Here is a 24,730-nt window from a genome sequence, read left to right as displayed (position 1 = left end):
CAAACGGAAAATCTCTCTTTCCAAATTCTTCCGAAACTTCTCTTGTTCATAATTGCTTTCTTTCATCTTCTTGCTTTTTAGGAGTCAACCTTATTTACAAAAAGACATTTACCGAAAACCTTTTCAGATGAAAGTCTGAGTGGTCGATCAACCCTCCGTTAAACTAGGTAAAAACCTTGTTTTTCTGTTGGTCGGATGCGAAACCTGCGAAATCAGCATGCTATACTTCTGAATTTTTTTGTGTAACTTTGCCAGTCAAAGCAGAAGTATCCATGAGTGTAATAATAAGAGAAGTAACGACAAAGAAAGAACTTAAGAAGTTTGTTAAGTTCAATATCGATTTATATAAAGGAAACCCTTATCATGTACCCGGTTTGATTGAGGAAGAAATGATGACATTGGATCCGAAAAGAAATCCTGCTTTCGAGGTTTGCGATTCCATCAGTTTTCTGGCTTATCGGAATGATCAGGTGGTAGGACGTATTACCGGAATTATCAACCGGGGTAGTAATGAAACTTGGGGACAGAAGCGGGCTCGCTTTGGTTTCGTTGACTTTATCGACGACCAGGAAGTAGTTGACGCCTTATTCAAAGCGGTTGAAGACTGGGCCAAACAGAAAGGTATGGAAGAATTGCAAGGTCCGATGGGGTTTACGGATATGGATCACGAAGGTATGCTGATAGATGGGTTTGATCAGGTTGGAACCATAGCGACCATTTATAATTTCCCTTATTATCCGCAACACATGGAACGTATGGGATATGTGAAGGATCAGGACTGGCATGAGTTCAAGATCTTCGTTCCGCGTGAAGGTATTCCCGAGAAACACCAGCGGATTGGCGAGATCGTCAAGAAGAAGTATGGCTTGAAGATCATGAAATTCAAAAATGCCAAGGAAATCATGCCATATGCACATAAGGTGTTCAATACGCTGAATGAAGCGTATGCTCCGTTGTATGGTTTCTCCAAACTGACACAAAAGCAAATTGACTATTATATCAATATGTATATTCCGATGCTTCGTTATGACCTGGTGACGGTAATTGTCCGGGAAGAAGATGACGAAGTAGTAGGCTTTGGTATTTCTTTGCCAAACCTTTCCCATGCAATGAAGAAGGCAAACGGACATCTTTTCCCGTTCGGTTGGATTCATTTGTTGAAGGCTTTGAAGACGAAACCGAAGGTAGTCGATTTGTATCTGATGGGTGTTTTGCCGGAATATCAGAGTAAAGGTGTAAACGCTTTGCTGTTTAATGATTTGATTCCGATCTATAATAAATTGGGTGTTGAATATGCTGAAAGCAATCCGGAACTGGAAAGCAATAACGCTGTTCAGGCTCAGTGGGACTATTTCAAGCGGGAACATCACAAGACTCGCCGTGCTTTTATCAAGAAAATAGGATAAAGAACAGGAGACAATATGGAAGAACTGAACATGACGTCGCAACCAGATGCTGTATCGTATAATGATGACGATATTAAAACCCTCGACTGGATGGAACATATCCGCCGCCGACCGGGAATGTATATCGGTAAATTAGGCGATGGAAGTTATGCTGACGACGGAATTTATGTGTTACTGAAGGAGGTACTCGACAATTCAATTGACGAATACATGATGGGATTCGGCAAGACAATCGAAGTAACCATCTCCGACGGTACCGTAACGGTTCGCGATTACGGCCGTGGTGTGCCGCTGGGCAAGGTCGTTGATGTCTCCAGTAAAATGAACACCGGTGCCAAATACGATAGTAAAGCTTTCAAGAAATCGGTCGGTTTGAATGGTGTCGGTATCAAAGCTGTCAATGCCCTGAGCAGTTATTTCCTGATAACCAGTTGTCGTGACGGAGAATGCAAACGGGTAGAATATAACAAGGCTGTCATTATTGATGAATCGGATATACAACCTACTCAGGAAGCCAATGGAACGAAAGTAGTATTCGTACCCGATAATACAATATTCAAGGATTATCAGTATAAAGATGAGTTTGTTGAAACGTTGTTGAAGAATTATGTCTTTTTGAACAGCGGACTGACGATTCTTTATAACGGGAAACGTTATCATTCGCGGAATGGTCTGGTTGATTTGCTGAATGAAAATATGACAACCGAACCACTTTATCCCATCATCCATCTGAAAGGCGAGGATATTGAAGTAGTGATTACACACAGTAACCAGTACGGAGAAGAATATTATTCGTTCGTAAACGGTCAGCATACAACACAAGGTGGTACACATCTGTCGGCTTTTAAGGAAGCAGTCGGACGTGTTATCAAGGAATATTACAACAAGAACTTCGATTATACGGATATTCGTGCCGGTATTGTTGCCGCCATCAGTGTAAAAGTAGAAGAACCGGTCTTTGAAAGTCAGACCAAGACGAAGCTGGGTTCGAAAGATATGGGACCGGAAGGACCTACAGTATCCAAGTTTATCAACGATTTTATCAAGAAGGAACTGGATAATTACCTGCATAAAGATCCGGAAACATCCGATATTCTGCTTCGCAAGATCCAAGAATCGGAGAAAGAACGCAAGGCCATAGCCGGAGTAACCAAACTGGCGCGTGAGCGTGCCAAAAAGGCTAATCTGCATAACAAGAAACTCCGTGATTGTCGGATTCACCTGAACGATGCGAAAGGAGATCAGAAGGAAGATACGTGTATCTTTATTACCGAGGGTGATTCGGCCAGCGGGTCCATCACCAAAAGCCGGGATCCAAATTTCCAGGCTGTATTCAGTCTGCGTGGAAAACCGTTGAACAGTTACGGACTGACGAAGAAGATCGTTTATGAAAACGAAGAGTTCAATTTGCTTCAGGCCGCATTGAATATAGAAGACGGTTTGGACGGTCTGCGTTATAACAAGGTAATCATCGCAACCGATGCGGATGTGGACGGTATGCATATCCGTTTGCTGTTGATTACTTTCTTTCTTCAGTTTTTCCCGGATCTGATCAAACAGAAGCATGTCTATATCCTTCAAACGCCCCTTTTCCGAGTTCGTAACAAACAGAAGACCATCTATTGTTACAGCGAAGAAGAGAAGCAACAGGCCATCCTGGCATTAGGAAGGAATCCGGAAATTACCCGATTCAAAGGATTGGGAGAAATCTCACCGGACGAGTTTCGTCATTTTATCGGAAAAGACATCCGTTTGGATCAGGTATCAATGAAAAAGGAAGACTTAGTCAAGGAAATGTTGGAATTCTACATGGGAAAGAATACCATGGAACGCCAGAATTTCATCATTGACAATTTGGTAATAGAAGAGGATTTGATAAACTAGCATATGGAAAGAAGCGAACAGAAGCAAGAAAGGATTGCTCTTTTTCCCGGATCGTTTGATCCGTTTACGATAGGACACCAATCGTTGGTAAAACGAGGACTGGCATTGGCCGACCGGATTATCATTGCTATCGGAATCAACGAAAACAAACAATCCTGCTTTCCGCTGGAAGAAAGACTGGAAGCTATCCGTTCCCTTTTTCAGGATGATCCGCGAATTGAAGTGACAACCTATCATACACTAACTACCGACCTGGCAGAAAAGACAGGAGCCCAGTTTATCTTGCGGGGCATTCGTTCTGTCATTGACTTTGAATATGAAAAGACAATTGCCGACATTAATCGGACGTTGACCGGCATTGAAACGGTTTTCTTGCTGGCCGAGCCGCAGTATGCGCATATCAGTTCGAGTGCGGTACGTGAATTGTTGCATTTCGGGAAAGATGTTTCGGCATTCCTTCCCTAGAATATTGAGTGTGTAAGTTTATAAGTTTTTGAGTAGATGAAGCGAATAGCATTATTGTCCCTTTGGATTGCAGCAACCTGTTTTTCGGTTGTTGCCCAGAAGCCGGATATGGATGCCCGGAAGTTACAGATGGCTTTGTATGCAGTAACCAACTTGTATGTGGATCCAACCGATGAAGGTAAACTGGTAGAAGATGCCATTGTAGGTATGTTGGAAAAACTGGATCCTCATTCTACCTATACAGATCCGGAAGAAACGAAAGAGATGACTGAACCGTTGGAAGGCAACTTCGACGGAATCGGTATTCAGTTTAATGTTTTGACCGATACAGTCTATGTAATTCAAGTGATACCCGGTGGTCCGTCTGAAAAAGTAGGCTTGGTAGCAGGTGATCGTATTATACAGGTAAATGATACGGTGATAGCCGGAGTCAAGATGAAGACAACCGATATTATGAAACGTCTGCGCGGACCCAAAGGATCGGAAGTTCGGGTAAAGGTAAAACGAAACGGTGAATCTGAACTGCTGGACTTTACCATTGTTCGGGGAAAAATACCGGTACACAGTATTGATGCCGTTTATATGGCAGATAAGTCAATCGGTTATATCAAGTTGAACCGTTTTGCTGCTTCTTCTACCGACGAATTTAAAGAAGCCTTGAAAACCTTGGATAAGAAAGGAATGAAGAAATTGATTCTTGACTTACAGGGTAATGGTGGCGGTTATCTGAATGTAGCTATTGAACTGGCTGACGAATTTCTGGCACGAGGCAAACAGATTGTTTATACACAAGGTTCGAAACAGAAAAGACAAGATGCCATTTCGACAGCACAAGGCTCATTTGAAGACGGTGAATTGGTTATTCTGGTAGATGAATCTTCTGCCAGTGCCAGTGAAATCCTTTCAGGAGCTGTACAAGATTGGGATCGTGGTGTGATCGTGGGTCGCCGTACCTTCGGAAAAGGATTGGTACAACGTCCGCTTCCGCTTCCGGATGGTTCGATGATCCGTCTGACAGTAGCCCGTTACTATACACCGACCGGACGTTGCATCCAGAAGCCGTATGAGAAAGGAAAGGGAGAAGACTATGCACACGACTTGATTGATCGTTATAATCGGGGAGAACTGATGAGTGCAGATAGTATTCACTTCCCGGATTCAATGAAATACAGTACGTTGGCAAATGGACGTACGGTTTATGGCGGCGGCGGTATCATGCCTGACGTTTTTATTCCGATGGATACGACGCGCTATTCAGATTATCATCGGGATATTGTAGCAAAAGGATTGGTAAATCGGGTAGCCATGAATTATCTGGACCGGCATCGGGACGAATTAGGAAAGACATACAAGAAGCCGCAGGTCTATAAAGAGAAATTCGTGGTAACTGATGAAATCATGAACGAACTGAAGAAGATGGCTGAAGAAGCGAAGATTACCTTTAAAGAAGAAGAATACAACCGTTCTTTGCCGTTGATTCAGTTGCAGATAAAGGCTTTGATAGCCCGGGATCTGTATGATATGACAGAATATTTCTATATCATTAATGACGTCAATGACAGTTATCAGGAAGCATTGCGTATCTTGAATGATGAAGAAAGGTATCATAAAATAGTAGGAGTTAAATAATAATGTACTGGACATTATTTCTGACGTTTGTCAAGATTGGAACATTTACCATCGGAGGTGGTTATGCCATGCTGCCGCTGATTCAGCGGGAAGTAGTGGATCGTGGATGGATGACAAAGGAAGACTTCATCGACGTCTTTGCTGTTACGCAGTCTTTACCCGGTATTTTTGCCGTGAATATATCCATCTTTGTAGGATATAAATTGCGTAAAACCTTAGGAGCTATTTGTTGTGCCTTAGGTACTGTACTTCCTTCTTTTCTGATCATCTTGGCTATTGCTTTGTTCTTTACACATGTACGGGACAACGAATGGATAGAAAAAGCCTTTAAAGGATTACGTCCGGCGGTAGTCGCCTTGATTGCTGTACCTTGTTTGACAACTGCCCGTTCTATCAAGCTTTCATATAAGCAATTAGTTATCCCTATAGTTGTTGCCTTGCTGATTTGGCTGGGAGGTATTTCTCCGGCTTGGGTAATACTGGCAGCTATAGCCGGTGGTTTATATTATGGATTAAAGATTAAAAAGTTAAGCAAGTGAGAAACTCAAAAACTTGTAAACCGATAAACTTACAAACTGAAAACTTATGATCTGGTTACAATTATTATACGTTTATTTGAAGATTGGAATCCTGGGCTTTGGTGGTGGATACGCCATGTTGTCGTTGATCCAGGCAGATGTGGTAGATCGTTACCAATGGATTTCCTTGCAGGAATTTACAGATATTGTGGCTATTTCGCAGATGACACCCGGACCGATTGGAATCAACAGTGCTACCTATATCGGTTATACGGCCATTCATAATGCAGGTTATTCTCCAGCTGTGAGTGTTTTAGGATCATGTCTGACTACATTCGCCGTATGTTTGCCTTCATTCCTGTTAGTCTTGTTTATTTCTTATTTCTTTGCCAAGTTCAAGAACAACAAATACGTAGAAGCAGCCTTCTTGGGATTACGTCCGGTTACTGTCGGCTTGATTGCCGCAGCTGCTCTATTGCTGATGAATCATGAGAATTTCATTGACTATAAAAGCTTCCTGATCTTTGGAGCTGCTTTTATTCTTACCTGGAAATTTAAAGTACATCCGATTCTGATGATTTTATTGGCCGGAGTAGCCGGGATCATACTATATTGGTAAAGCATGCTTAGAAATAATAACCCAGATTCAGGAAAAACTGGAGTTTCTGTGCTCTGTTGGATAGACCGAAAGATGCATTCATAGGTCCAAAGATACTATTGTAGGCATAACCTAAACTGCCTCCCCAAAGATGGTTCCCTTTTAAGAGATTGAAGAAGTTGTCATCGTGAATACCATAGTTTCCTATCAGCGAGATATAATGTCGGTTGCTGATGCGTTGCCGTAATTGAAGTCGAAGAGAAAGAAAGGCATGATCAAGAAACTCTACATGATTGATTCCGGCAAAGGGTAATTGATGGTCCAAATAATGACCTTCCGTTTCTCCGCCGATGGCATTCAAGTAAGGAAAAGCTGCATCTCGTCCAATCAGTACACGTCCGTATAAAGCCGGTAGAAAACTAAAATGGCTGGTAACCGGAATAACCGATAAGAAATGAGCACTCAAGGCCGAAAAAGGCGTATGACCTTGATATCCGACAAAATTGTCGGTATAGACCGTATAATTAGCTTTCAGAGAAACACCACGGTTGGGATAATAACTACGATCGAGTGTCTCGAAATGGGTTGAAACAAAATAGTTGATGAAATTCTGAGGCTTGAAATCAACCAGTAAATCTCCATTATTTAATACAGATTTATAGTTATAATGTTCATATCGGATACCTGTCTGTACTTTAAAGCTTAACCAGTTCATATCAGAATAGGAAAACTCTGCAAAATGGTTGCGGAATGTTGTATTGAGAGATTTTTCTCCCTTGTGATAAATATCTAAATCCTGGTAAGTGAACTTATACGATAAATTCAGATTCCGCAGTGGGTTTCGTTCGATGGAATAATCCACACGGCCGTACGTCTTTTTTCCTACACGGCCGGTAACAGAAAACCTGGAATGGAATTTCGTATGGTAATCAAATGTTCCATTCAGTAAAACAGCAATGATTTCTTCTGAATCAAATCGAAGTCCGACGTTGACGGCACTGGCTGATTTGGGTTCTACAATTAAATGCAAGTCGCGGGCATCTTCGCCTGTTAGTTTATAACTGACATTGGAATAAGCATTCGTTCCTATCAGGATAGACATGGCATGATGTAATTTCTGAAGAGAAATCCAGCTGTTTTCTTTTAGCTGACTAATCTGTAACAACCATTTCTCATTCCTTGGATCCGCTCCCTCAAAATATATTTTCCGGATGAGGAATGAATCGTGAGGTTTCAGAACAATTGCCTTTGAGTGCGTATTGGTAGAAATACTGTCGCTACCGATCTTCTCTTTAAGAGTAAGCAATTCATTCCATTGTTTACGAGCTGCTTCCTCTCCACGCATAATTAATGTATCTAATGCTGCCGTAGTAAAACTGGCAGAGTTGTATGGAGAAGTGTTAGGGCGAATCAATAAGTCTGTTATTTCTGTATTGTGAACATACTTTTCATAACCATGTAGGGCAACAATTTGTCCGACTACACCAATTGTAGAGTTTAAATGCTGAAGGTTTTTCAAGTCGCTGGTTCCTAAATCAACACCGATAATGATATCAGCTCCCATCATTTTAACCACATCTGCAGGATAATTATTATTTAAACCACCGTCAACCAATACCATACTATCCAATTTAACAGGAGTAAAAGCAGCCGGTATAGCCATACTTGCCCGCATGGCAATAGGTAAGCTGCCTTTTCGGAATACAAAATCTTTTCCATCTACCAAATTAACAGCTACACAAGCAAATGGAATGGGAAAGGAATTAAAATCAACAGAGTCATGATAACCGATTGTCAGATTGGAAAACAAGTTTTGCAGGTTTTGGCCTTTGATCATACCTCCGACCAGGCGATCTTTCTTTTCAATACCAAAAGGAAGAGATATGACATACCGTTCAGAGTTTTCTTTTTCCGGAAATGTCAGATTATCCCGTTTGACACGGTCACTCAATAACAATTGCCAGTCCTGGGAAGCTACCATACTGTCTATTTCCGTAGCCGAATAACCGATAGCATATAATCCTCCTACAATGGCACCCATGCTTGTACCAGCAATATAATCGATCGGAATTCCTGCTTCTTCCAATACTTTCAGTACACCAATATGCGAAACACCTTTTGCACCGCCACCACCTAATACCAGACCTACTTTCTTTCGGGCATGAAGTATTTCTGGGCATAAACAAAGGATGAGTAGTAGAAAACAAATAAGTTTCGATAAACGCATGATAATCTTTTTGGAAATTTGTGTGGCAAATATACAACATTCATGGAAAAGACAATCATATTCAAATGCTAGGAATCTGGGTTAATTTGCAAGGAAAAGTATTCTATTTTGGATAATAATATGTAATTTGGAGGCATTATTAAAATACAATAACATTATGGATGCAACAAAGTATATGAAAGGAATTCAACATATAGGAATTCCAACAAACGATTTGGAAAAAACAATAGCGTTTTATCAACGTTTAGGATTTATAATTGCTCATCAGACAATCAATGAAAAAGCAAATGAAAGAGTAGCTTTTCTACAATTTGGAAATTTAATTATCGAAACTTACGAGAATCATATAGCAACTTTACGTTCTGGCGCTATTGACCATTTGGCTATTGATGTCAAAGAAATAGATCAATTATATAAAGAAATTAAGACAGCTGGTTTTCATATATTAGATGATTCAGTTCAGTATCTTCCATTTTGGGAAAAAGGTGTCAAATTCTTTACCATTTTAGGGCCTAATGCAGAAAAGGTTGAATTCTGTGAGCGATTATAAGATTGGTAGATATTTTCTGTATATAAAAAGTATATTAAAACTATGTGGCAAAAATGTATATATTTTTCTCTTATATATACAAAAAGATTTTGCTTGGTTTATTTTATATATAAATAATCACTATTAATACATATAAACTTTCATATTTCTAAAAAATAAAGCTTATTACTAACTAATAAAATTAATAATACTACTAGATATGGAGATACCTATATGTTAAATATGGAGGCATTACAAAAAATTAACCATTATTACATACGTATAACATAAAAATAGTTTGTACTTTTATGCAGTTTTAAACGTAGTCTGGTTAGAACTAGATTTGAGCGAGATAATCAAGCAATCTATTTTATAAACAAACGTAATATTTATCTATTATGCCTAGAAGAACTAAATCGATTAGCTTACTGCTAGTGGCTACTGCATTGAGTTTGACAGGAAACATCTATGCAGAAATAGCTCCGGTTAAACCTGGCATTGATTTTTCACAACAGGATGGAAAAGTCACAGGTACAGTTGTTGATTCATTTGGTCCGGTTACCGGAGCATCTGTAATCGTAAAAGGAACAACCAATGGAAACATTACCGACTTAGACGGTAAATTCACATTGGAAGGCTTGAAGAATGGCGATGTCATTCAAATCTCTTACATTGGTTATGCCACACAAGAAATCCCTTACACAGGACAACCAAGTATCAGTGTTACATTGGCTGAAGACTCAGAGCAATTAGAAGAAGTCGTTGTAACAGCTTTGGGTATGAAGCGTTCAGAAAAATCACTGGGTTATGCTATGACTGAATTAAAAGGTGATGAATTGAACACTAACTTGATTAATCCTGTTTCCGCATTGCAAGGAAAGGTTGCCGGTGTTGAAATTTCCGGTTCAGATGGTGGTATGTTCGGTTCTACTAAAATTCAAATTCGTGGTGCTTCTACTTTAGGTAAAAACAATCAACCTATTTATGTAGTGGATGGAGTGATTTTAGATAATGGTATTAAAGAAGGTAACCCGGACTGGGATTCAAATCCAAATGACTACGGTAACGAATTAAAGAACTTGAACCCTGATGATTTTGAATCTGTATCTGTATTGAAAGGTGCTGCAGCCACAGCTTTGTATGGTTCACGTGGTTTAAATGGTGCAGTCGTTATTACAACGAAAAGTGGTAAGTCTGGTCAAGGATTAGGAATTAATTTTTCACAGACATTGGGTATTGATGCCATTACACAAACCCCTGCTTTTCAGAATGAATTTGGTAATGGTACAATTGCTGGTTCTGTAGGTTATGGAGATAAAGATGCCAATGGTAATTATTATGTTTATGACAATTTAAACCAGTATCCAACCAATGCAGCAGGTCAGTTCTCTTTATTGAATGATCAGGGTCTATCATGGGGACCTGCCTTTGACGGTCGTGATGTGGAATATTATGATGGTAGTATAGTTCCATATCAAGCTGTAGAAAATAACTTTAGAAAGGCATTCAATAAAGGATTCAATTCAAACACAAATATAGCTGTGAGTGGAGGTAACGAAAAAACAACATTCTATACATCATTATCCTACAAACATGCAAGTGGTACTACACCTAATAATACATTTGATCGTTTATCTCTTTTAGCTAAAGCTACTCATCAATTAACTTCAAAAGTAAGACTTGAGGCAAGCATGTCATTTGCAAATTCTACTCCTAGAAATTCTCCTATTAACATGGGTGAAAATTTTGCAAGTGGTGTATGGAGCCGTTCTTATGATCCATCTACAGCTCGTGATAAATACAAAGGTACGCACGGAGGTCAAGCTAGTACAAGCTATGGTGATCAATGGGGTAATATGCCTGGTTTGAGTACTTGGTGGAGCATTTATGAAAATGACTATCGCCAGAAAGAAACTTCTGTACGTCCAACTATAAAAATTAATGCAGATTTAACTGACTGGTTGAAATTCAATGTCGAGGGTAATTATAATTATTATTATACTCGCTTCGAAAATAAACAATTAGGTTCAGGATATGCCAATGAAGGTGGATATTATGGTATTAGTCAAACTACAAAAGAACAGACTAACTTGAATGCCAATTTTATGTTCAATAAGACATGGGGTGATTGGACATTAAATGGATTCTTACGTGGTGAATATTACGAGAATTTCCAGCAGGCACAAGCTATGAATACCAACGGAGGTTTGATTGTTCCAGGACAATATTTTATCAATAACTCTAAGCAAACTCCTACTTATTCTGCTAAGATAGAAGGACGTAAGAAAATGATGTCTGTAGCATTTCAGGTGGGTGGAAGCTGGAAAGATCAAATTTTCTTGGATGTGACAGGGCGTAATGACTGGTCTTCTGCATTGGTTTATGCAGATGGACATGGTACTTACTCTTATTTCTATCCATCTGTAAATGGTTCTTGGTTATTGACTTCTACTTTCCGTGATCAATTGCCAGAATGGATTTCTTTCGCTAAGATTCGTGGATCTTGGGCGCAGGTAGGTAATGATACAAGTCCATATATCATTAACTCTGCTTATTCTATTAATACATCTACACTTAATGGAACTAACTATTATGGTTTGTCTGTCCCATCAACCATGTATGATCAAAATTTGAAACCAGAACGAAAAAATGCATGGGAAATAGGTTTGGATTGGCGTTTCTTAAATAATCGGATTGGGTTAGATGCGACTTACTATAAGGAAAATACAAAAGATCAGATTATGGAAATTGCTGTACCGTCTATTTCTGGTATTAGTAAGCAATTGATTAATGCTGGTAATATTCAGAACCAAGGTGTGGAATTAGCATTGAATACAACTCCTTTTGAAAATAACGATTGGACTTGGGATTTGAACTTTACTTGGACAAAGAATATAAATAAGGTTATTGAATTACACGAAAATGTAGCAGACTATATTTCTTTACAAGGTGATGTTACGTATGGAAACTATCGTATAGGTTCTGTGGCGAAAGTTGGTTCTGCTTATGGTACATTGATGACAGATAGTTATTTGAAAATTGATGAATCATCAGGTATGCCTATGTTAGTTTGGACAGATTCACAACGTCGCTCTCATTTATTACGTAATGAAGCTGAAATTGTAGAAATAGGTTCTATGGTTCCTGATTTCTTAGGTTCGGTAAATACGTCTTTACGTTATAAAAATTGGAGTTTGAGTGTAGCTTTGGATATGCGTTTCGGTGGTTATGTAGCTTCTTATAACTCTCGTTATGGTACAGCTTACGGATTCATGGAAGAATCTTTGAAAGGAATGCCTGGTCACGGAGGTATTACTTGGACTTCAGCGTTCGACGGAAAAACCTATAATGATGGTGTGATTCCTAACGGTATTATCCCTGCCGGAACACAGATTACTCAGCCGGATGGATCTATTTATACTGTAACTTCTGGTGGTGTATCAGATGCTGGTCAGTCTTATCAGGAATTGTTTGATGCAGGTAAGATAGAACCAACTCATGCTTCTGCATGGACGTACCGTAACAATGCATGGACGATGGCAGGTCGTAATTACGGTGTTGTAAATGATTCTTGGGTTCATAAGTTGAATTATATTGCTTTACGTGATATCTCTTTGAGTTATCGTTTACCAAGCAGTGCTTATGAAAAGATCAAGGCAAAACATTGTGTTCTGACATTCAATGCACATAATTTAGGTTATTTATTGAATTCATTGCCTAACAACATTAACCCAGAGTCTGTATCTGGTACAGCAGCCGCTGAGTTCCGTATTCGTTCTCTGACAGGTGTAACTTCTAGTTTTACATTTACAGTAAACGTTGGATTCTAATTGTATAACACATTAATAAAGAATATAAGATGAAAAATATATCAATAATGGCTTCTCTTTTGTTAGCAGGTTCTTCTTTGCTAATGACTGGTTGTCAAGACGATTTCGCAGAAGTAAATGTAGATCCAAGTTCCGTGACAAAAGGTAACGTAGGCTATTTATTTTCGCAAGGAGTATTGGAATTCGAACCTTCTGATTATACCTATTGGTTTTATAATGCCAATCAGATTTATAATTGGATGCAAATCATGGTTCCTATAGAAAGTGTTACTTCCACTATATTTGAAGGAGGAACAAGTACAAGTAGTTCTATCCGTGTATTGAAGTATTTGAATGAAATCAAATATGTTCGTTCTGAAATGACTCCAGAAGAGAGTGCTGCTTATGCTCAGTATGAAGCTGCTATGAATGTACTCTGTGTTTATATGGGTATTTTCGATTCTGATTTTATTGGAGATATACCTTATACGGAAGCAGCTCAGGTATTACATGGAGGTACATTAACTCCTAAATATGATAGAATTGCTGATTTGTATGATCTATGGCTGACGCAGTTGGATGAAAATATCAATACTTTCATGACGGCAGAAAAACAAGAGTTTGATCCGGTACAGGATCCTGTCTTTGGAGGACAAGCTGCAAAATGGGCCAAACTGGCAAATTCATTGAAATTGAAGATTGCAGCTCGTTTAATTTCACAAGATAGAGCTCGTGCTTTACAAATTGCTGAAGAAGTAGCAAATGCTTCTTGTGGTTATATTAATAGTGAAGCTGATGACTTCTTGTTCAATAAAGCTACTAATAATACATCAAATAATGATTATGTATACCATTGGAGTAATGGTATTTTGCAAAGTTCTGCCGGTTCTCAGTCCATCATTGATTTGATGGTGAACAATCTGGATCCACGTGTTCGTTTCATATTCCAAAAGAACGATTGGAATTCAAAAGTTGTACAGTTATTCTTTGATGCTAAACGTCAAGGTGATGTACCTTCCTACATTATGGATAAGATTAACTATACAGTGGGTTCTGATGGTACATATAAATTTGAATCTTGGAAAGCTCCGGGAGAACCTTGGGTACGTTATCATGGTTTGCCTCTAGCATTTAATGCAGGTCAACAGGCTGGTACTTATGGTGATTGGTTCAATTATGATATCAATTGTAAGTACGATGATAATTATACCTACAAGCCGTTTAGTATGTTCCAAACAGAGCAAGTTTATGGACGTATTGATTTTACTTTGCCTGTTGCTTCTGGAGATGCAGTTATTCAAGATGTAGATGATATGCCTTGGTTTGGTATGTATCTGACGACTGCCGAAGTTAATTTATATTTGGCTGAATTTAAGTTGTTAGGAGCTAATCTGCCACAAACAGCATCTGAATATTTTAATACAGCGTTGCGTGCTTCTGTTGAAGAATATGATCGTTTGGCTAGTTTGAATCGTATTCCTTATTACGGTACGACATATAACTATGATCCGAATGAAAAAGTTATCGATTTGCAGGCAGGCGAAATTGAAACCATGATGTCTCACGAAGCTTATCAGCTAACAGGTAATAATACAGAAGATTTGGAAAAAGTCTATATCCAGCAGACTTTACATTTCTTGATGTCACCAATAGATGCTTGGGTAACTTGCCGCCGTGCAGGTATTCCTAAAATTGGTTCAACAATTTGGGATCGCGAAGATTATTCGGCTAATGGTTTACCTGTTACTGAAATTCCACGTCGTACTGTATTGAGTGCTCCTTCTCCAACCGACTTGATGTATGATATTTTAATGAATGCTTATGAAACTCAAGGTTTCAGTATCGGTTCTGCTGATGGAGTTTTGAATAGTGAACGTGTTTGGCAAGATCAGGGTGCTCCACAATATGGTGAAGGTCCTAGCTTATAAATAAGAGCAAGAAAACGGGTTGTAAGTTATGGGCTTAACAACCCGTTTTTACTATCTCTGCTAGAATAAAACTCCCTTGAAATACTTGCAAAATGAAATTTAGACCCTGAATTAGGCCTTGCAAGTGGTGCAACCCCCAATTTAGACCCTGAATTGGACCTTGCAAGTGGTGTAACCCTCAATTTAGACCCTGAATTGGACCTTGCAAGTGGTGCAATCCCCAATTTAGACCCTGAATCGAACCTTGCAAATGGTGCAACCCCTAATTTAGACCCTGAATCGAACCTTGCAAGTGGTGCAAACTCCAATTTAGACCCTGAATCAGACTTTGCAAGTGATGCAAGCCTTAATTTAGACCCTGAATCAGATCTTATCAAGGGTGAGGCCTTGGGTTTATTATTCGGTTTTATTTGTTTTCAACAAAATATGGATATAGAAAATAGTTAGAATAAAATAAATGAGTTATTGTGTATGAAATCCATTGTTAAAATCCAGGCTATGGGTTTGGAGAAACTCAACAATGCCGAGTTCGCCAATTTCATGTCGCGGTTCTCGGACTTGGTGAATACGACTGGAACGAAGGAAGAGGCACCGGAAACTTCGGCCTTGGGCTTCGAGGTAGCCGATTTCTTGGTATTTGAAGAAGACCGTTCCACTTTGACCGACATTGTTTCGAGAAGCCGTATCAGTTTACAGACGGAAGATATGGGTTCTTTAGACAAGGAACGTGATAGTTGGGTATTATTTTTATTCTCCGTATTGCGTACGGAAAAAGGATCTCCTATTGCTACACGCCGACAGGCTGCTAATACGCTTTATAAATTGTTGTATCCTTATGCGCAGTGCTACCGACTGCCGAATCAGCAGGAAACAGCGCAGATCGACGGTTTGTTGCTGGATATGAAGAAGGAAGAAAACGCTTCGTTGGTAGAATTGTTGGGCTTGGAAGAAGTTATAACTGGACTGGAAGAGACAAACGGTATGTATGCTGAACTGACCCAGCAACGTACTCATGACCAGGCTGCTTTGCAGTTGGAAGAAAGTAAAGTGGTACGTAACCGGATGGGGGAATATTATGATTACATGGTGAATGTGACATTTGCCAATAGCATTTGCTATCCGAGCGAAATCATTGATACCTTCATAAAGGATCTGAATGCGTTGATTGATGAAACCCGTGCGCTTTATAACCAACGTATTGCCCAAGCAAAAGCGAACAAGAAAGAATAGGGCTCGGAAGTTGCTGAGTAATAAATATCTATTATTAATATAATGTAGGCACGGATGATATGGACTTTATATGTAGATTCCAGTCATCCGTGCCTGATTTATTTTCAATTATTTATTCTCCCCGATTTCCCGATCATATCGCGGATACGATCGTTGAAGGCGGTACGTTGCATCAGATCTTCGAGCGTGATGTGCATCCGGTATCGCCAATAGTGACGTGGATTGGCGGGAACGTTGATCCGTTCGGTATCTGCGTCGGGATAACGTACTTCTTCGTTGATTGAAAGCCAATCTTGTAGAGAGAGGATACAGAGCATAGAGTTGCCCAGTAGATGTTTCAAGACAATGGTATCGCATAACCAACCCGGTGCTTCGGTCGGATAATCACCCCAACCACCTAGTACGTCATAGAAATAACGGCGTGTCAGGTTCGCATCTTCATGCCACCATCCTCGGAGGGTTGACATATCGTGAGTCGAGATGGTACATACCGAACGGTACGAATAATGTGCCGGATCGCCAAATGTTTCGGCTGGATTCTTCGGCATCCGCTGGATTTCAAGACTGAGAATACGAAGTTCGTCCATCACACCTTTCACACAATCCGGGATCATACCCAAATCTTCACCACATACAAGCATCCGGGTCGAATCGGTCAGTTCCGGCAGCTTCTTCATGGCTTCGTGATACCAGAAGTCGTTGTGGCGATGGTAGAAATAATGCGTGTAAAGCTGGTCGAAGGCTGCTTTTTCTGAAGGAGTCAGGCTTTCATATACCGGTTCATTCTGAACGGCAATACGCGGATGATAGAGGTTCGGATCTTTTCGATCAACTACGAACAACACGTTATTGATCAATTCGAACAGGCCATTACGCAACAAATTGTTCTGTGGGTCGTTCTTCCCCAGGAAATGTTGTTCCACCTGACGTTGTGTATTGTATTCCGGTCGCAAAGCATACTCATGTGGGGTGATTTGGAACAAATATTCCTGTTTAACCTGTTCTTTCAGTTCGCCGAACTTCGCTTCCAGGATGTTTTCGGTTATATAAGGTTTGGTAAATGCTTCTTTGCGGAAGAACAGACCAAAACGGTTGATTTCTTCGGCCGACATAGGTAAGGCAGGGACAAACTGGCCCAATAAACCTTGTACGGAATGTGAAGGTATTTCCCAAATACGGAAGAAGCCTAAGATGTGATCAATACGATAGGCATCGAAGTATTCTGCCATCTTATGGAAACGTTTTTTCCACCATTTATAACCATCCTGTTGCATGGTATCCCAATTGTAGGTTGGGAAACCCCAGTTTTGACCAGTCTCCGAGAAAGGATCGGGTGGAGCCCCCGCTTGTCCATTGAGGTTGAAGTAATGCGGCTCGGTCCATGCTTCTACGCTGTTCGGACTGATACCAATAGGGATATCACCTTTCAAAAGAACACCTTTGCTACGGGCATATTCACTGGCAGCACGTAGTTGGATATGCAATACGTATTGTAAGAAGTAATTGAAGCGAGCTACAGGACGACATGCTGTATCTTCCTCTGCCATTCGTGTAATGACTTCTTCGTGGTAAACCTGATGTTCCGGCCAGTTACGGAATACAGGTGTTCCATATTTGTCTCTCAAATAACAGAAAACAGAGTAAGGAACCAGCCAGTGTTTGTTCTCTTTAAAGAACTGGCGGAAACCAGTCGATTCCAATAATGTTTCTCCCATCTGTTGGAATAGGAGATGCAGATACTTCAGTTTGTATTGATTTACAGCTTCATAATCTACTTGTGGCAGAGCATTCAATTTCAACCGCTGCTGTTCAAAACTTTCCCGTTGTCCGGCATCTTCTAATGCTTCCAATTGATTCAGATCGATATACATCGGATGGAAGGCATAGATCGAAATACTGTTATATGGATATGAGTCGGTCCATGTATGTGTTATAGTAGTATCGTTAATCGGAAGAATCTGTACAACCTTTTGTCCGGTCAGGACTGCCCAGTCGATCGTCTTCTTCAAATCTCCGAAATCACCGACACCAAAACTCTGTTCTGATCGGAGTGAAAAGACCGGTACTGCTACACCGGCTGCTTTCCAGGCTGGCAGATCAAAATGTACTTCATCATCAGAGATTACTAATAAATCACCTTCTTGCAGAGGTAAGGAAGAAATCTGACGATTATTACCGCTGATCCATTCTCCTTCACAGTTATTTTCTGTATCCCATGCTAAGTATTTATATTCGAAAGGATATCTAATGCCCGTAGCATCAAGTAAGATACACCATTCATTGGGTCCGCAGGGTTGCATCATCTTGGGTGTTTTTACATCCCATTCACCTAAAATACGCTGGTTGCCACTAATGGCCAGTTTCCAATTCTTATGGCGGAAACGTGGGCAACGTACTTTCAACAAGATAGATTTTGCATGACTGACTTCTGTTCCGGAGGGATAATAAGGTGCTTCTTCACCGGAAAAGGCCGAACTATAGAAATAAGAATCTTCCGGACGATCACGCCAAGCATCGTTTAGAATTAGTCGGGCATAAGCCGGATTCATATTCAAACGCCGCTTTACGCCGTTCCATTCTTTGCGGATACATACATCGTCTTGGAAAATGGCATACTGATAACTCAATTCAGCCGGACTGGTAGCCGTATCCAGTTCGATACTGCCACGCCAGATTTCTCCGTTGCGAGTATGAAGCGGATGTACCATGCCGTCGGAAAACAGAATCCGGACGTCTTCTCCCCAATGTGTATGATAAGGAATCTGAAAAGATATTTTCATGTTAGTTGGATTTAGATGTTTCTGAATGTTGTTTGATAAAAACTACGCAAGCTGCTCCGATCAGTAAAAAGATTCCGGCTAATACCAGCATGTTGGTTTCGGGTGGTAATGAACCGGCTTCGGTTTGCATACGCAATAAAGAACCGCCGGTAGCTGCGGCTACAATCTGTGGAACACATATTGTGCAGTTGAATAATCCCAGATAAATACCTACATGTCCTCCTTTCAAAGCGTTGGTCAGCAGAGTAAAAGGCAAAGCCAACATAGCAGCCCATGCACAACCTACCAATAAGAAGGAAACGAACAATCCATACGGATCATGGATGAAGTAGATGGAGATAAATCCGATACCACCCAGTAACAGGCTTATCATGTAGGCTACTTTTACATTTCGGATGTTAGGAATGACTATTGACCACAGGACTGAACCTATAGCCTGTACGGCAAACAGAATCCCAACCCAATCGGCTGCATTCTGATATTCTACAGACTGTGTATTCAATACTACGGAGGTGATTCCACCGACAACTTTCTCGATTACAGGGGTATCAAAGGCCTGGGTAGCTACGGCTCCACTGGTATAGGTCCACATAAACATAAATGCAGCCCAACAAAAGAACTGAACGAGTCCGACTGTCCAGAATACCGAAGGTGCATGCTTTAATAATGTGAAGACATTACTTTTCTCCTGCGGGTTTTCCGGAGCGATCTGGTGATATTCGGCGTATTCTTTGGGTGGATATTCTTTTACCGTAAAAGCAGTATAAAAGACACATAAGACCAAAATAAAGGCTCCGATATAGAAAGAATAAATCACAGAATCGGGTATGACACCTTTCGGTGCAATATTGTTTATACCAATCCATGTGAAAATAAACGGAAAGAGATAACCTACCAGGCTACCTGCATTACAGAGAAAGCTTTGAATGGAGTAGGCGAGGCTTTTCTGTTTCTCATTCACCATATCGCCTACCATCATCTTGAACGGTTGCATGGCGATATTGATAGAGGTATCGAGCAGCATCAGGGCAAACAAACCGAAGATCATGGCCTGGGCTACGGTAAATCCGAAGCTTCCGGCATTAGGCAAGAGGCACATGACGATCAAGGCCAGTGTTGCTCCAAGAAATAGATAAGGAATACGGCGTCCCCAGCGTGTCCATGTCTTGTCGCTGGCAGCACCGATGATCGGTTGTACAATCATACCGGCCAGAGGCGGTAACAACCAGAAATAACTTAACTCATGTGGATCGGCTCCTAAAGTGGAAAAAATCCGACTGATATTGGCGCTTTGCAAGGCATACGCAATTTGTACGCCAAAGAATCCGAAACTGATGTTCCATAATTTTCCAAAACTATGGTCGGGTATTGTTTTCATGTATGTATTTTGTGTTTTAGATGATTATTGATTCTTGATTAAGATAACAGCCGATTGCGCTTCGACTTCCAGATTCGGACCAGCATGAGTACCTAATCCGTTTCGATCAGCTTTACCATCCTTTACGACTATCTGATAGGTATCGTCCGGGATTTGTATTTTCCGGTTTGTCTTATTACTGTTCAATACAACGATGATCCGTTGTGCAGGATCGATTCCTTGTATATCCTTTAATTGAAAGGCAACCAGATTATCTCCTTCTGTTGGCAGAAATTCCAAATGTTCACGTACTTTCTCGGCTGTGCCTAAATAGAAAGCGGGATGTGCCCTACGGATAGCAATCAGTTCCTTGTAGTATTGAAACAGATCGTGGTATTTTGTTTTATTCGTCCAAGGAATTGCATTGATGGCATCCGGACTTTTGTAACTGTTGCCTACTCCTTGCTTGGTACGGAACAATTCTTCTCCACAGAAGATAAAAGGAACGCCTTGTGAGGTCAAAACAGCTGTTTGAGCCAGTTTATCCAATTTAAGTACTGTCTCTTCCGAAGTATCATTTCCTAATGTATTTACCAATCGGTCACGCAGGCAATGATCGTCGTGACAACTTACATAACTGATATGCTGGGTAGGTTCGGCTGCCCAGAAGTCGTTTGCCTTCACTTGCTTATGTAAGACACCTCCGGCAATACCGAATTTTACTTCTTCTTCATGTCCTGGTAAACCTACTAAAAAGGCTCCTTTATGGTGATCAGAGAACGGACCACGTAAACCATCGCGCAAGTTGTCGCTGAAGGCCGCAATTCCCGGCATTCGGAAGGTATATTTCTTGTAGGCCAGTTTATTGTCATCATATCCCAATTTACCGACAGCCCAACCTTCACCGTATGTCAGGATGGTTGGATCAATGGCATTAAGGGCTTCCCGAATAGCATTCATGGTTTCTATATCGTGGATTGCCATCAAATCGAAGCGGAATCCGTCAATATGATATTCTTTAGCCCAGTAACAAACTGATTCAACCATGTATTTGTGCATCATCCGGTGGTTACTGGCTGTTTCATTTCCACAAGCCGATCCGTTACAGAACTCCCCATTCTCGTACATACGGAAGAAATAACCGGGGACTGTCCGTTCAAACGGACTATCGGCTGCTGAGAAGGTATGATTGTAAACGACATCCAGTACAACTCGAATACCGGCTTTATGTAAGGCTTGTACCATTTCCTTAAATTCCTTGATACGGGTAACCGGATTGTAAGGATCCGTAGCGTACGAACCATCGGGCACATTGTAGTTCTTCGGATCATATCCCCAGTTATAAGCATTTTGGTCTAATTTTGTTTCATCGACAGAGGCAAAATCAAATGAAGGCAAAATGTGTATGTGGGTAATACCTAATTCCTTTAAGTGATCAATACCTGTCTTTTGTCCATCGGAAGTTGTGGTTCCAACTTCTGTCAAGGCGATAAACTTTCCTTTATGTTGGATACCGGATGAAGCATGGATAGAAAAATCACGATGATGCATTTCGTATAAGACAATATCTGCCGGATTTTTCATTGCCGGTCGGATGTCATCGTTCCAACCTTCAGGATTAGTTTCCTGGAAATCAATAATGGCTGCCCTATCTCCGTTTACGCCTACGGCACGAGCAAAGATTCCAGGAGTTTCTTTTTGCCACACGTCATCGATGTTTACTCGGAATGTATAGAATTTCCCTTTCAGATCTCCTTGTATAGTTTGATTCCAACTTCCCTGTAGATCAGGATCGAGAGGAACAATTTGTTCTGGTTCCGGACTGTCGTATGAAGTATAAATCCGGATTTCTGCCTCGATGGCAGAAGGAGCCCATAAAGAGAATTGAGTCGCTGCCGGCGAATAGCTCATTTCACAGATAGGTTGATTCGGAATGATATAATCTGGTTCTGCTACAATTTGCATTCCTTCGGCGGGTGGAAGAGCATACGCAAATTCTGTCATACATATACTCATGCAAATAAATGTAGATAGCTGATTGATTTTCATGATCCTTGGTTTATTGATTAGCAACTTGTTTTATAAAGCAAAACTAATGAATTTCAGAAAAAGAAAAAATGGGGGAGTAGAGATTATTTATATAATAAAAATGAGTAAATGGCAAAACAGTAATGACCACACCGAAAAGTTATAGATTGTAATTGTGATATTAAAAAAATGGTCGTATCATTACTCAGCAAGGAGATCGATACGACCATTATTTAATCTTTTAAGATGCTCAAATTTCAAATTGAAAATTCAATTTTCAAAAACTGAATTTGGGCTCAATCTCATTTTTTTTCTTAGTTACTACGGAAAATTAAAGTTATAGAAATAGTTTCACCAGTATCTTCTAAAACTCCTGTAATACATATAGATGTTCCTATAAGGGATCTCTCTAATGCTGAAACTTGAATGTAATTATTAACCGCAGAAATAAGATTTCTTTCTGGAATAGTGCTAACTTCCCATGATGAAAACTTAGGAGAATCTAATAAAATATTAGCTGTAGTAGCTTCAGGACTAATATTAATTAGTGTGCCACTGAAATTATAACTACTAATATTTGTTTCGCACCAACCAGATACAATAGGATAATTATTTGTTGAGTTAGATTCTGTTAAATTCGAATCGAATAATATACTTGCATAACTTGATAGTAATGCAATAAAACAGAATGATAAGATAAAGAACAACTTTTTCATGATAAATAAGTTTTTTATAAATTAATTACTGAAAGCTGCATAACCCGGATTCTGAGTTAAATTCGGATTTAACTGCCATGCATCCTGAGAAATAGGCATTAATTTCAGATGTTCACCTGTAAGACGAGCACAATTTGATTCTGGCCACATACCTTGGTCGTAACAACCGAAACGGATATCATCCTGTCGTGAATGGCATTCCCATGCTAGTTCTAAGCGACGTTCAAGTTGAACATCGGCAAGTGACACACTTGAATAATCATGATCAGAATTGCCGTATGCGCGTTCACGGATCGCATTAACTAAGGTTGTAGCTTCACCGGCATTACCTCCTCCCCGTAATAAAGCTTCAGCTTTCATTAAATATACATCGGCCAAGCGGAAAATATGGAAGTCATTTTCCATTGACGTTGTTAAGTCCGTAGCGAATTCCCATTTGAAGCAGCGGGCACCATCATGCTGATTAACTGCACCCCAGTTAGAACCGGCATATTCTGTGCCAGGAATAATGGTAACATCAACTGTATGATTTAATTCATATCCATGGTCTGTTATAACAGGTTCTCCTGTTGTTTGATCAATCATCATTCCAATCAAGAAACTACCTTCACGACGAGGATCATCTTCCGGGAATAATTTTACATAATCCGGCTGGGCACAAATACCATTCCATGTATTTGCTGCATCAATTCCTAACGCTAAATAATCTTTATAGTGCAAGGTATTGTTGTGTAGTTCCCATTTGATATTACCATCGCTACCTGTATCGGCACTGCTGAAAGTTGCTGCTAAGATAGCTTCTTTTGAGTTCTGGTTGTTGACACTAAAATTATCTTTCCAATTAGGTTCCAAGGTATATCCCAACGACATAACTTTGTCGCAGTACTCAACTACCTTTTGATAATTGTTTTCAGATGTAGTTACACCCCAAGCTTCTGCATTCAAATACAGTTTAGCTAATAAAGTATAAGCAGCACCTTGTGTAAAAGAACCATAATTAGCAGTAGATACTGTTGGACAAATATCTTTAATCTCGTTTAGCTCTGTTGTTAACCAATCAAATACAGTCTGACGAGAAGAATTGTTAGGATATACTTTGTCTGTTGCACTGTATTCAACTAGTAAAGGTATATTTCCCCAATAATCCATCATAACATAAATCCAAAAAGCACGTACACCACGTACATCTGCTATTTTCTTTTCTTTATCAATGTCACTTAGGATAGTAGTGTTTTGGAGTAGGTCGATTGCTGCGTTACAAGTAGCAATCGATTCAGTAGCAGCATCCCATGAGTCACGGATACGAAGAGTCATACCTGTCCATGAATGCATGTACATTTCTGCATACTGACCACCATCGTACCAGTCACCGCCTAAACGAGTCGGGACAACAGCCATAGAGCCGGCACATTCAGAGGTATGCATGAAAGTTGTAGCAAAACGTTTCATTGTATTATGAGCGTTGCCTACCAACGCATTAATTTCAACTTCTGTTTGGCCGAATGTTTCTGCAGGAAGTTTGTCATACACCGTTTCATCCAAATTAAAACATGATGTTAAACCTCCTAACATACATATTCCTGTTAAAAAAGATAATATAGTTTTTCGTTTCATAAGTAAATCTCC

17 protein-coding genes are annotated in these 24,730 nt (G+C 40.1%); 11 read left to right on the top strand and 6 right to left on the bottom strand.

The genetic code is table 11. The features are described from left to right. Nucleotides 1-272: 272 nt before the first annotated feature. Genes MUN53_RS13380 through MUN53_RS13355 form a run of 6 tightly spaced genes read left to right on the top strand, consistent with a single transcriptional unit; the run spans nucleotide 273 to nucleotide 6,521 of the window. Nucleotides 273-1,406 (top strand): GNAT family N-acetyltransferase, encoded by a 1,134-nt coding sequence (locus MUN53_RS13380; RefSeq protein ID WP_022454989.1) that lies wholly within the window; start codon nucleotides 273-275, stop codon nucleotides 1,404-1,406. Between the two features lie 15 nt (nucleotides 1,407-1,421). Next, entirely contained in the window at nucleotides 1,422-3,290 is a 1,869-nt protein-coding gene (locus tag MUN53_RS13375) for a DNA topoisomerase IV subunit B (protein WP_317236350.1), read from the top strand. A gap of 3 nt (nucleotides 3,291-3,293) precedes the next feature. Next, nucleotides 3,294-3,755: a pantetheine-phosphate adenylyltransferase gene (gene coaD, locus MUN53_RS13370; protein WP_243325991.1), complete on the top strand. Its 462-nt coding sequence runs from the start codon at nucleotides 3,294-3,296 to the stop codon at nucleotides 3,753-3,755. A 36-nt stretch (nucleotides 3,756-3,791) separates the two neighbouring features. Continuing rightward, nucleotides 3,792-5,384 carry a S41 family peptidase gene (locus MUN53_RS13365; protein ID WP_243325988.1) on the top strand — a complete coding sequence of 531 codons (1,593 nt, stop codon included), beginning with the start codon at nucleotides 3,792-3,794 and terminating at the stop codon, nucleotides 5,382-5,384. Nucleotides 5,385-5,386: 2 nt separating this feature from the next. Further along, the gene (locus tag MUN53_RS13360) at nucleotides 5,387-5,923 is read left to right on the top strand and encodes a chromate transporter (protein WP_243325986.1); all 537 of its coding nucleotides are present in this window, start codon (nucleotides 5,387-5,389) and stop codon (nucleotides 5,921-5,923) included. 46 nt (nucleotides 5,924-5,969) lie between these two features. Next, entirely contained in the window at nucleotides 5,970-6,521 is a 552-nt protein-coding gene (locus tag MUN53_RS13355; protein WP_243325984.1) for a chromate transporter, read from the top strand. Nucleotides 6,522-6,528: 7 nt separating this feature from the next. Here MUN53_RS13355 and MUN53_RS13350 read toward each other — a convergent pair whose 3' ends face one another. After that, nucleotides 6,529-8,727, bottom strand: a complete 2,199-nt coding sequence (locus MUN53_RS13350) for a patatin-like phospholipase family protein (RefSeq protein ID WP_243325983.1) — start codon at nucleotides 8,725-8,727, stop codon at nucleotides 6,529-6,531. Between the two features lie 157 nt (nucleotides 8,728-8,884). Here MUN53_RS13350 and MUN53_RS13345 point away from each other — a divergent pair, with 157 nt between their 5' ends. The 5 genes from MUN53_RS13345 to MUN53_RS13325 all read left to right on the top strand — a co-directional run bounded on the left by MUN53_RS13345 (nucleotide 8,885) and on the right by MUN53_RS13325 (nucleotide 16,223). After that, nucleotides 8,885-9,277 (top strand): VOC family protein, encoded by a 393-nt coding sequence (locus MUN53_RS13345; RefSeq protein WP_022454996.1) that lies wholly within the window; start codon nucleotides 8,885-8,887, stop codon nucleotides 9,275-9,277. Between the two features lie 377 nt (nucleotides 9,278-9,654). Next, nucleotides 9,655-13,086 carry a SusC/RagA family TonB-linked outer membrane protein gene (locus MUN53_RS13340; protein WP_243325981.1) on the top strand — a complete coding sequence of 1,144 codons (3,432 nt, stop codon included), beginning with the start codon at nucleotides 9,655-9,657 and terminating at the stop codon, nucleotides 13,084-13,086. A 29-nt stretch (nucleotides 13,087-13,115) separates the two neighbouring features. After that, entirely contained in the window at nucleotides 13,116-14,993 is a 1,878-nt protein-coding gene (locus MUN53_RS13335; protein WP_243325979.1) for a SusD/RagB family nutrient-binding outer membrane lipoprotein, read from the top strand. Nucleotides 14,994-15,146: 153 nt separating this feature from the next. Continuing rightward, the gene (locus MUN53_RS13330; RefSeq protein WP_243325977.1) at nucleotides 15,147-15,440 is read left to right on the top strand and encodes a hypothetical protein; all 294 of its coding nucleotides are present in this window, start codon (nucleotides 15,147-15,149) and stop codon (nucleotides 15,438-15,440) included. A 24-nt stretch (nucleotides 15,441-15,464) separates the two neighbouring features. Beyond that, a complete protein-coding gene (locus MUN53_RS13325; RefSeq protein WP_243325975.1) occupies nucleotides 15,465-16,223 on the top strand; it encodes a DUF6261 family protein in 759 nt (252 codons plus the stop codon). Nucleotides 16,224-16,327: 104 nt separating this feature from the next. On the opposite strand, the gene MUN53_RS13320 is transcribed toward MUN53_RS13325, so the two are convergent. The 5 genes from MUN53_RS13320 to MUN53_RS13300 all read right to left on the bottom strand — a co-directional run bounded on the left by MUN53_RS13320 (nucleotide 16,328) and on the right by MUN53_RS13300 (nucleotide 24,718). Further along, a complete protein-coding gene (locus MUN53_RS13320; RefSeq protein WP_243325973.1) occupies nucleotides 16,328-19,003 on the bottom strand; it encodes a 4-alpha-glucanotransferase in 2,676 nt (891 codons plus the stop codon). A 1-nt stretch (nucleotide 19,004) separates the two neighbouring features. Beyond that, complete coding sequence (locus MUN53_RS13315; RefSeq protein WP_022454939.1) at nucleotides 19,005-20,381, bottom strand: MFS transporter; 1,377 nt, start codon at nucleotides 20,379-20,381, stop codon at nucleotides 19,005-19,007. 24 nt (nucleotides 20,382-20,405) lie between these two features. Next, on the bottom strand, nucleotides 20,406-22,409 hold the full coding sequence (gene pulA, locus MUN53_RS13310; RefSeq protein ID WP_243325972.1) for a type I pullulanase: 2,004 nt from the start codon (nucleotides 22,407-22,409) through the stop codon (nucleotides 20,406-20,408). Between the two features lie 293 nt (nucleotides 22,410-22,702). Beyond that, nucleotides 22,703-23,104 (bottom strand): hypothetical protein, encoded by a 402-nt coding sequence (locus tag MUN53_RS13305; RefSeq protein WP_243325969.1) that lies wholly within the window; start codon nucleotides 23,102-23,104, stop codon nucleotides 22,703-22,705. Between the two features lie 21 nt (nucleotides 23,105-23,125). Continuing rightward, nucleotides 23,126-24,718, bottom strand: coding sequence for a RagB/SusD family nutrient uptake outer membrane protein (locus MUN53_RS13300; RefSeq protein ID WP_243325967.1), 1,593 nt, complete (start codon nucleotides 24,716-24,718; stop codon nucleotides 23,126-23,128). Between the last annotated feature and the right edge of the window lie 12 nt (nucleotides 24,719-24,730).

Origin of the sequence: Parabacteroides faecalis (genome assembly GCF_022809355.1) — a bacterium.
Classification (GTDB): Bacteria; Bacteroidota; Bacteroidia; order Bacteroidales; family Tannerellaceae; genus Parabacteroides; species Parabacteroides faecalis.
Note: the sequence above shows the minus strand (reverse complement) of the source record. Positions and strands in the feature narration are given on the sequence as shown.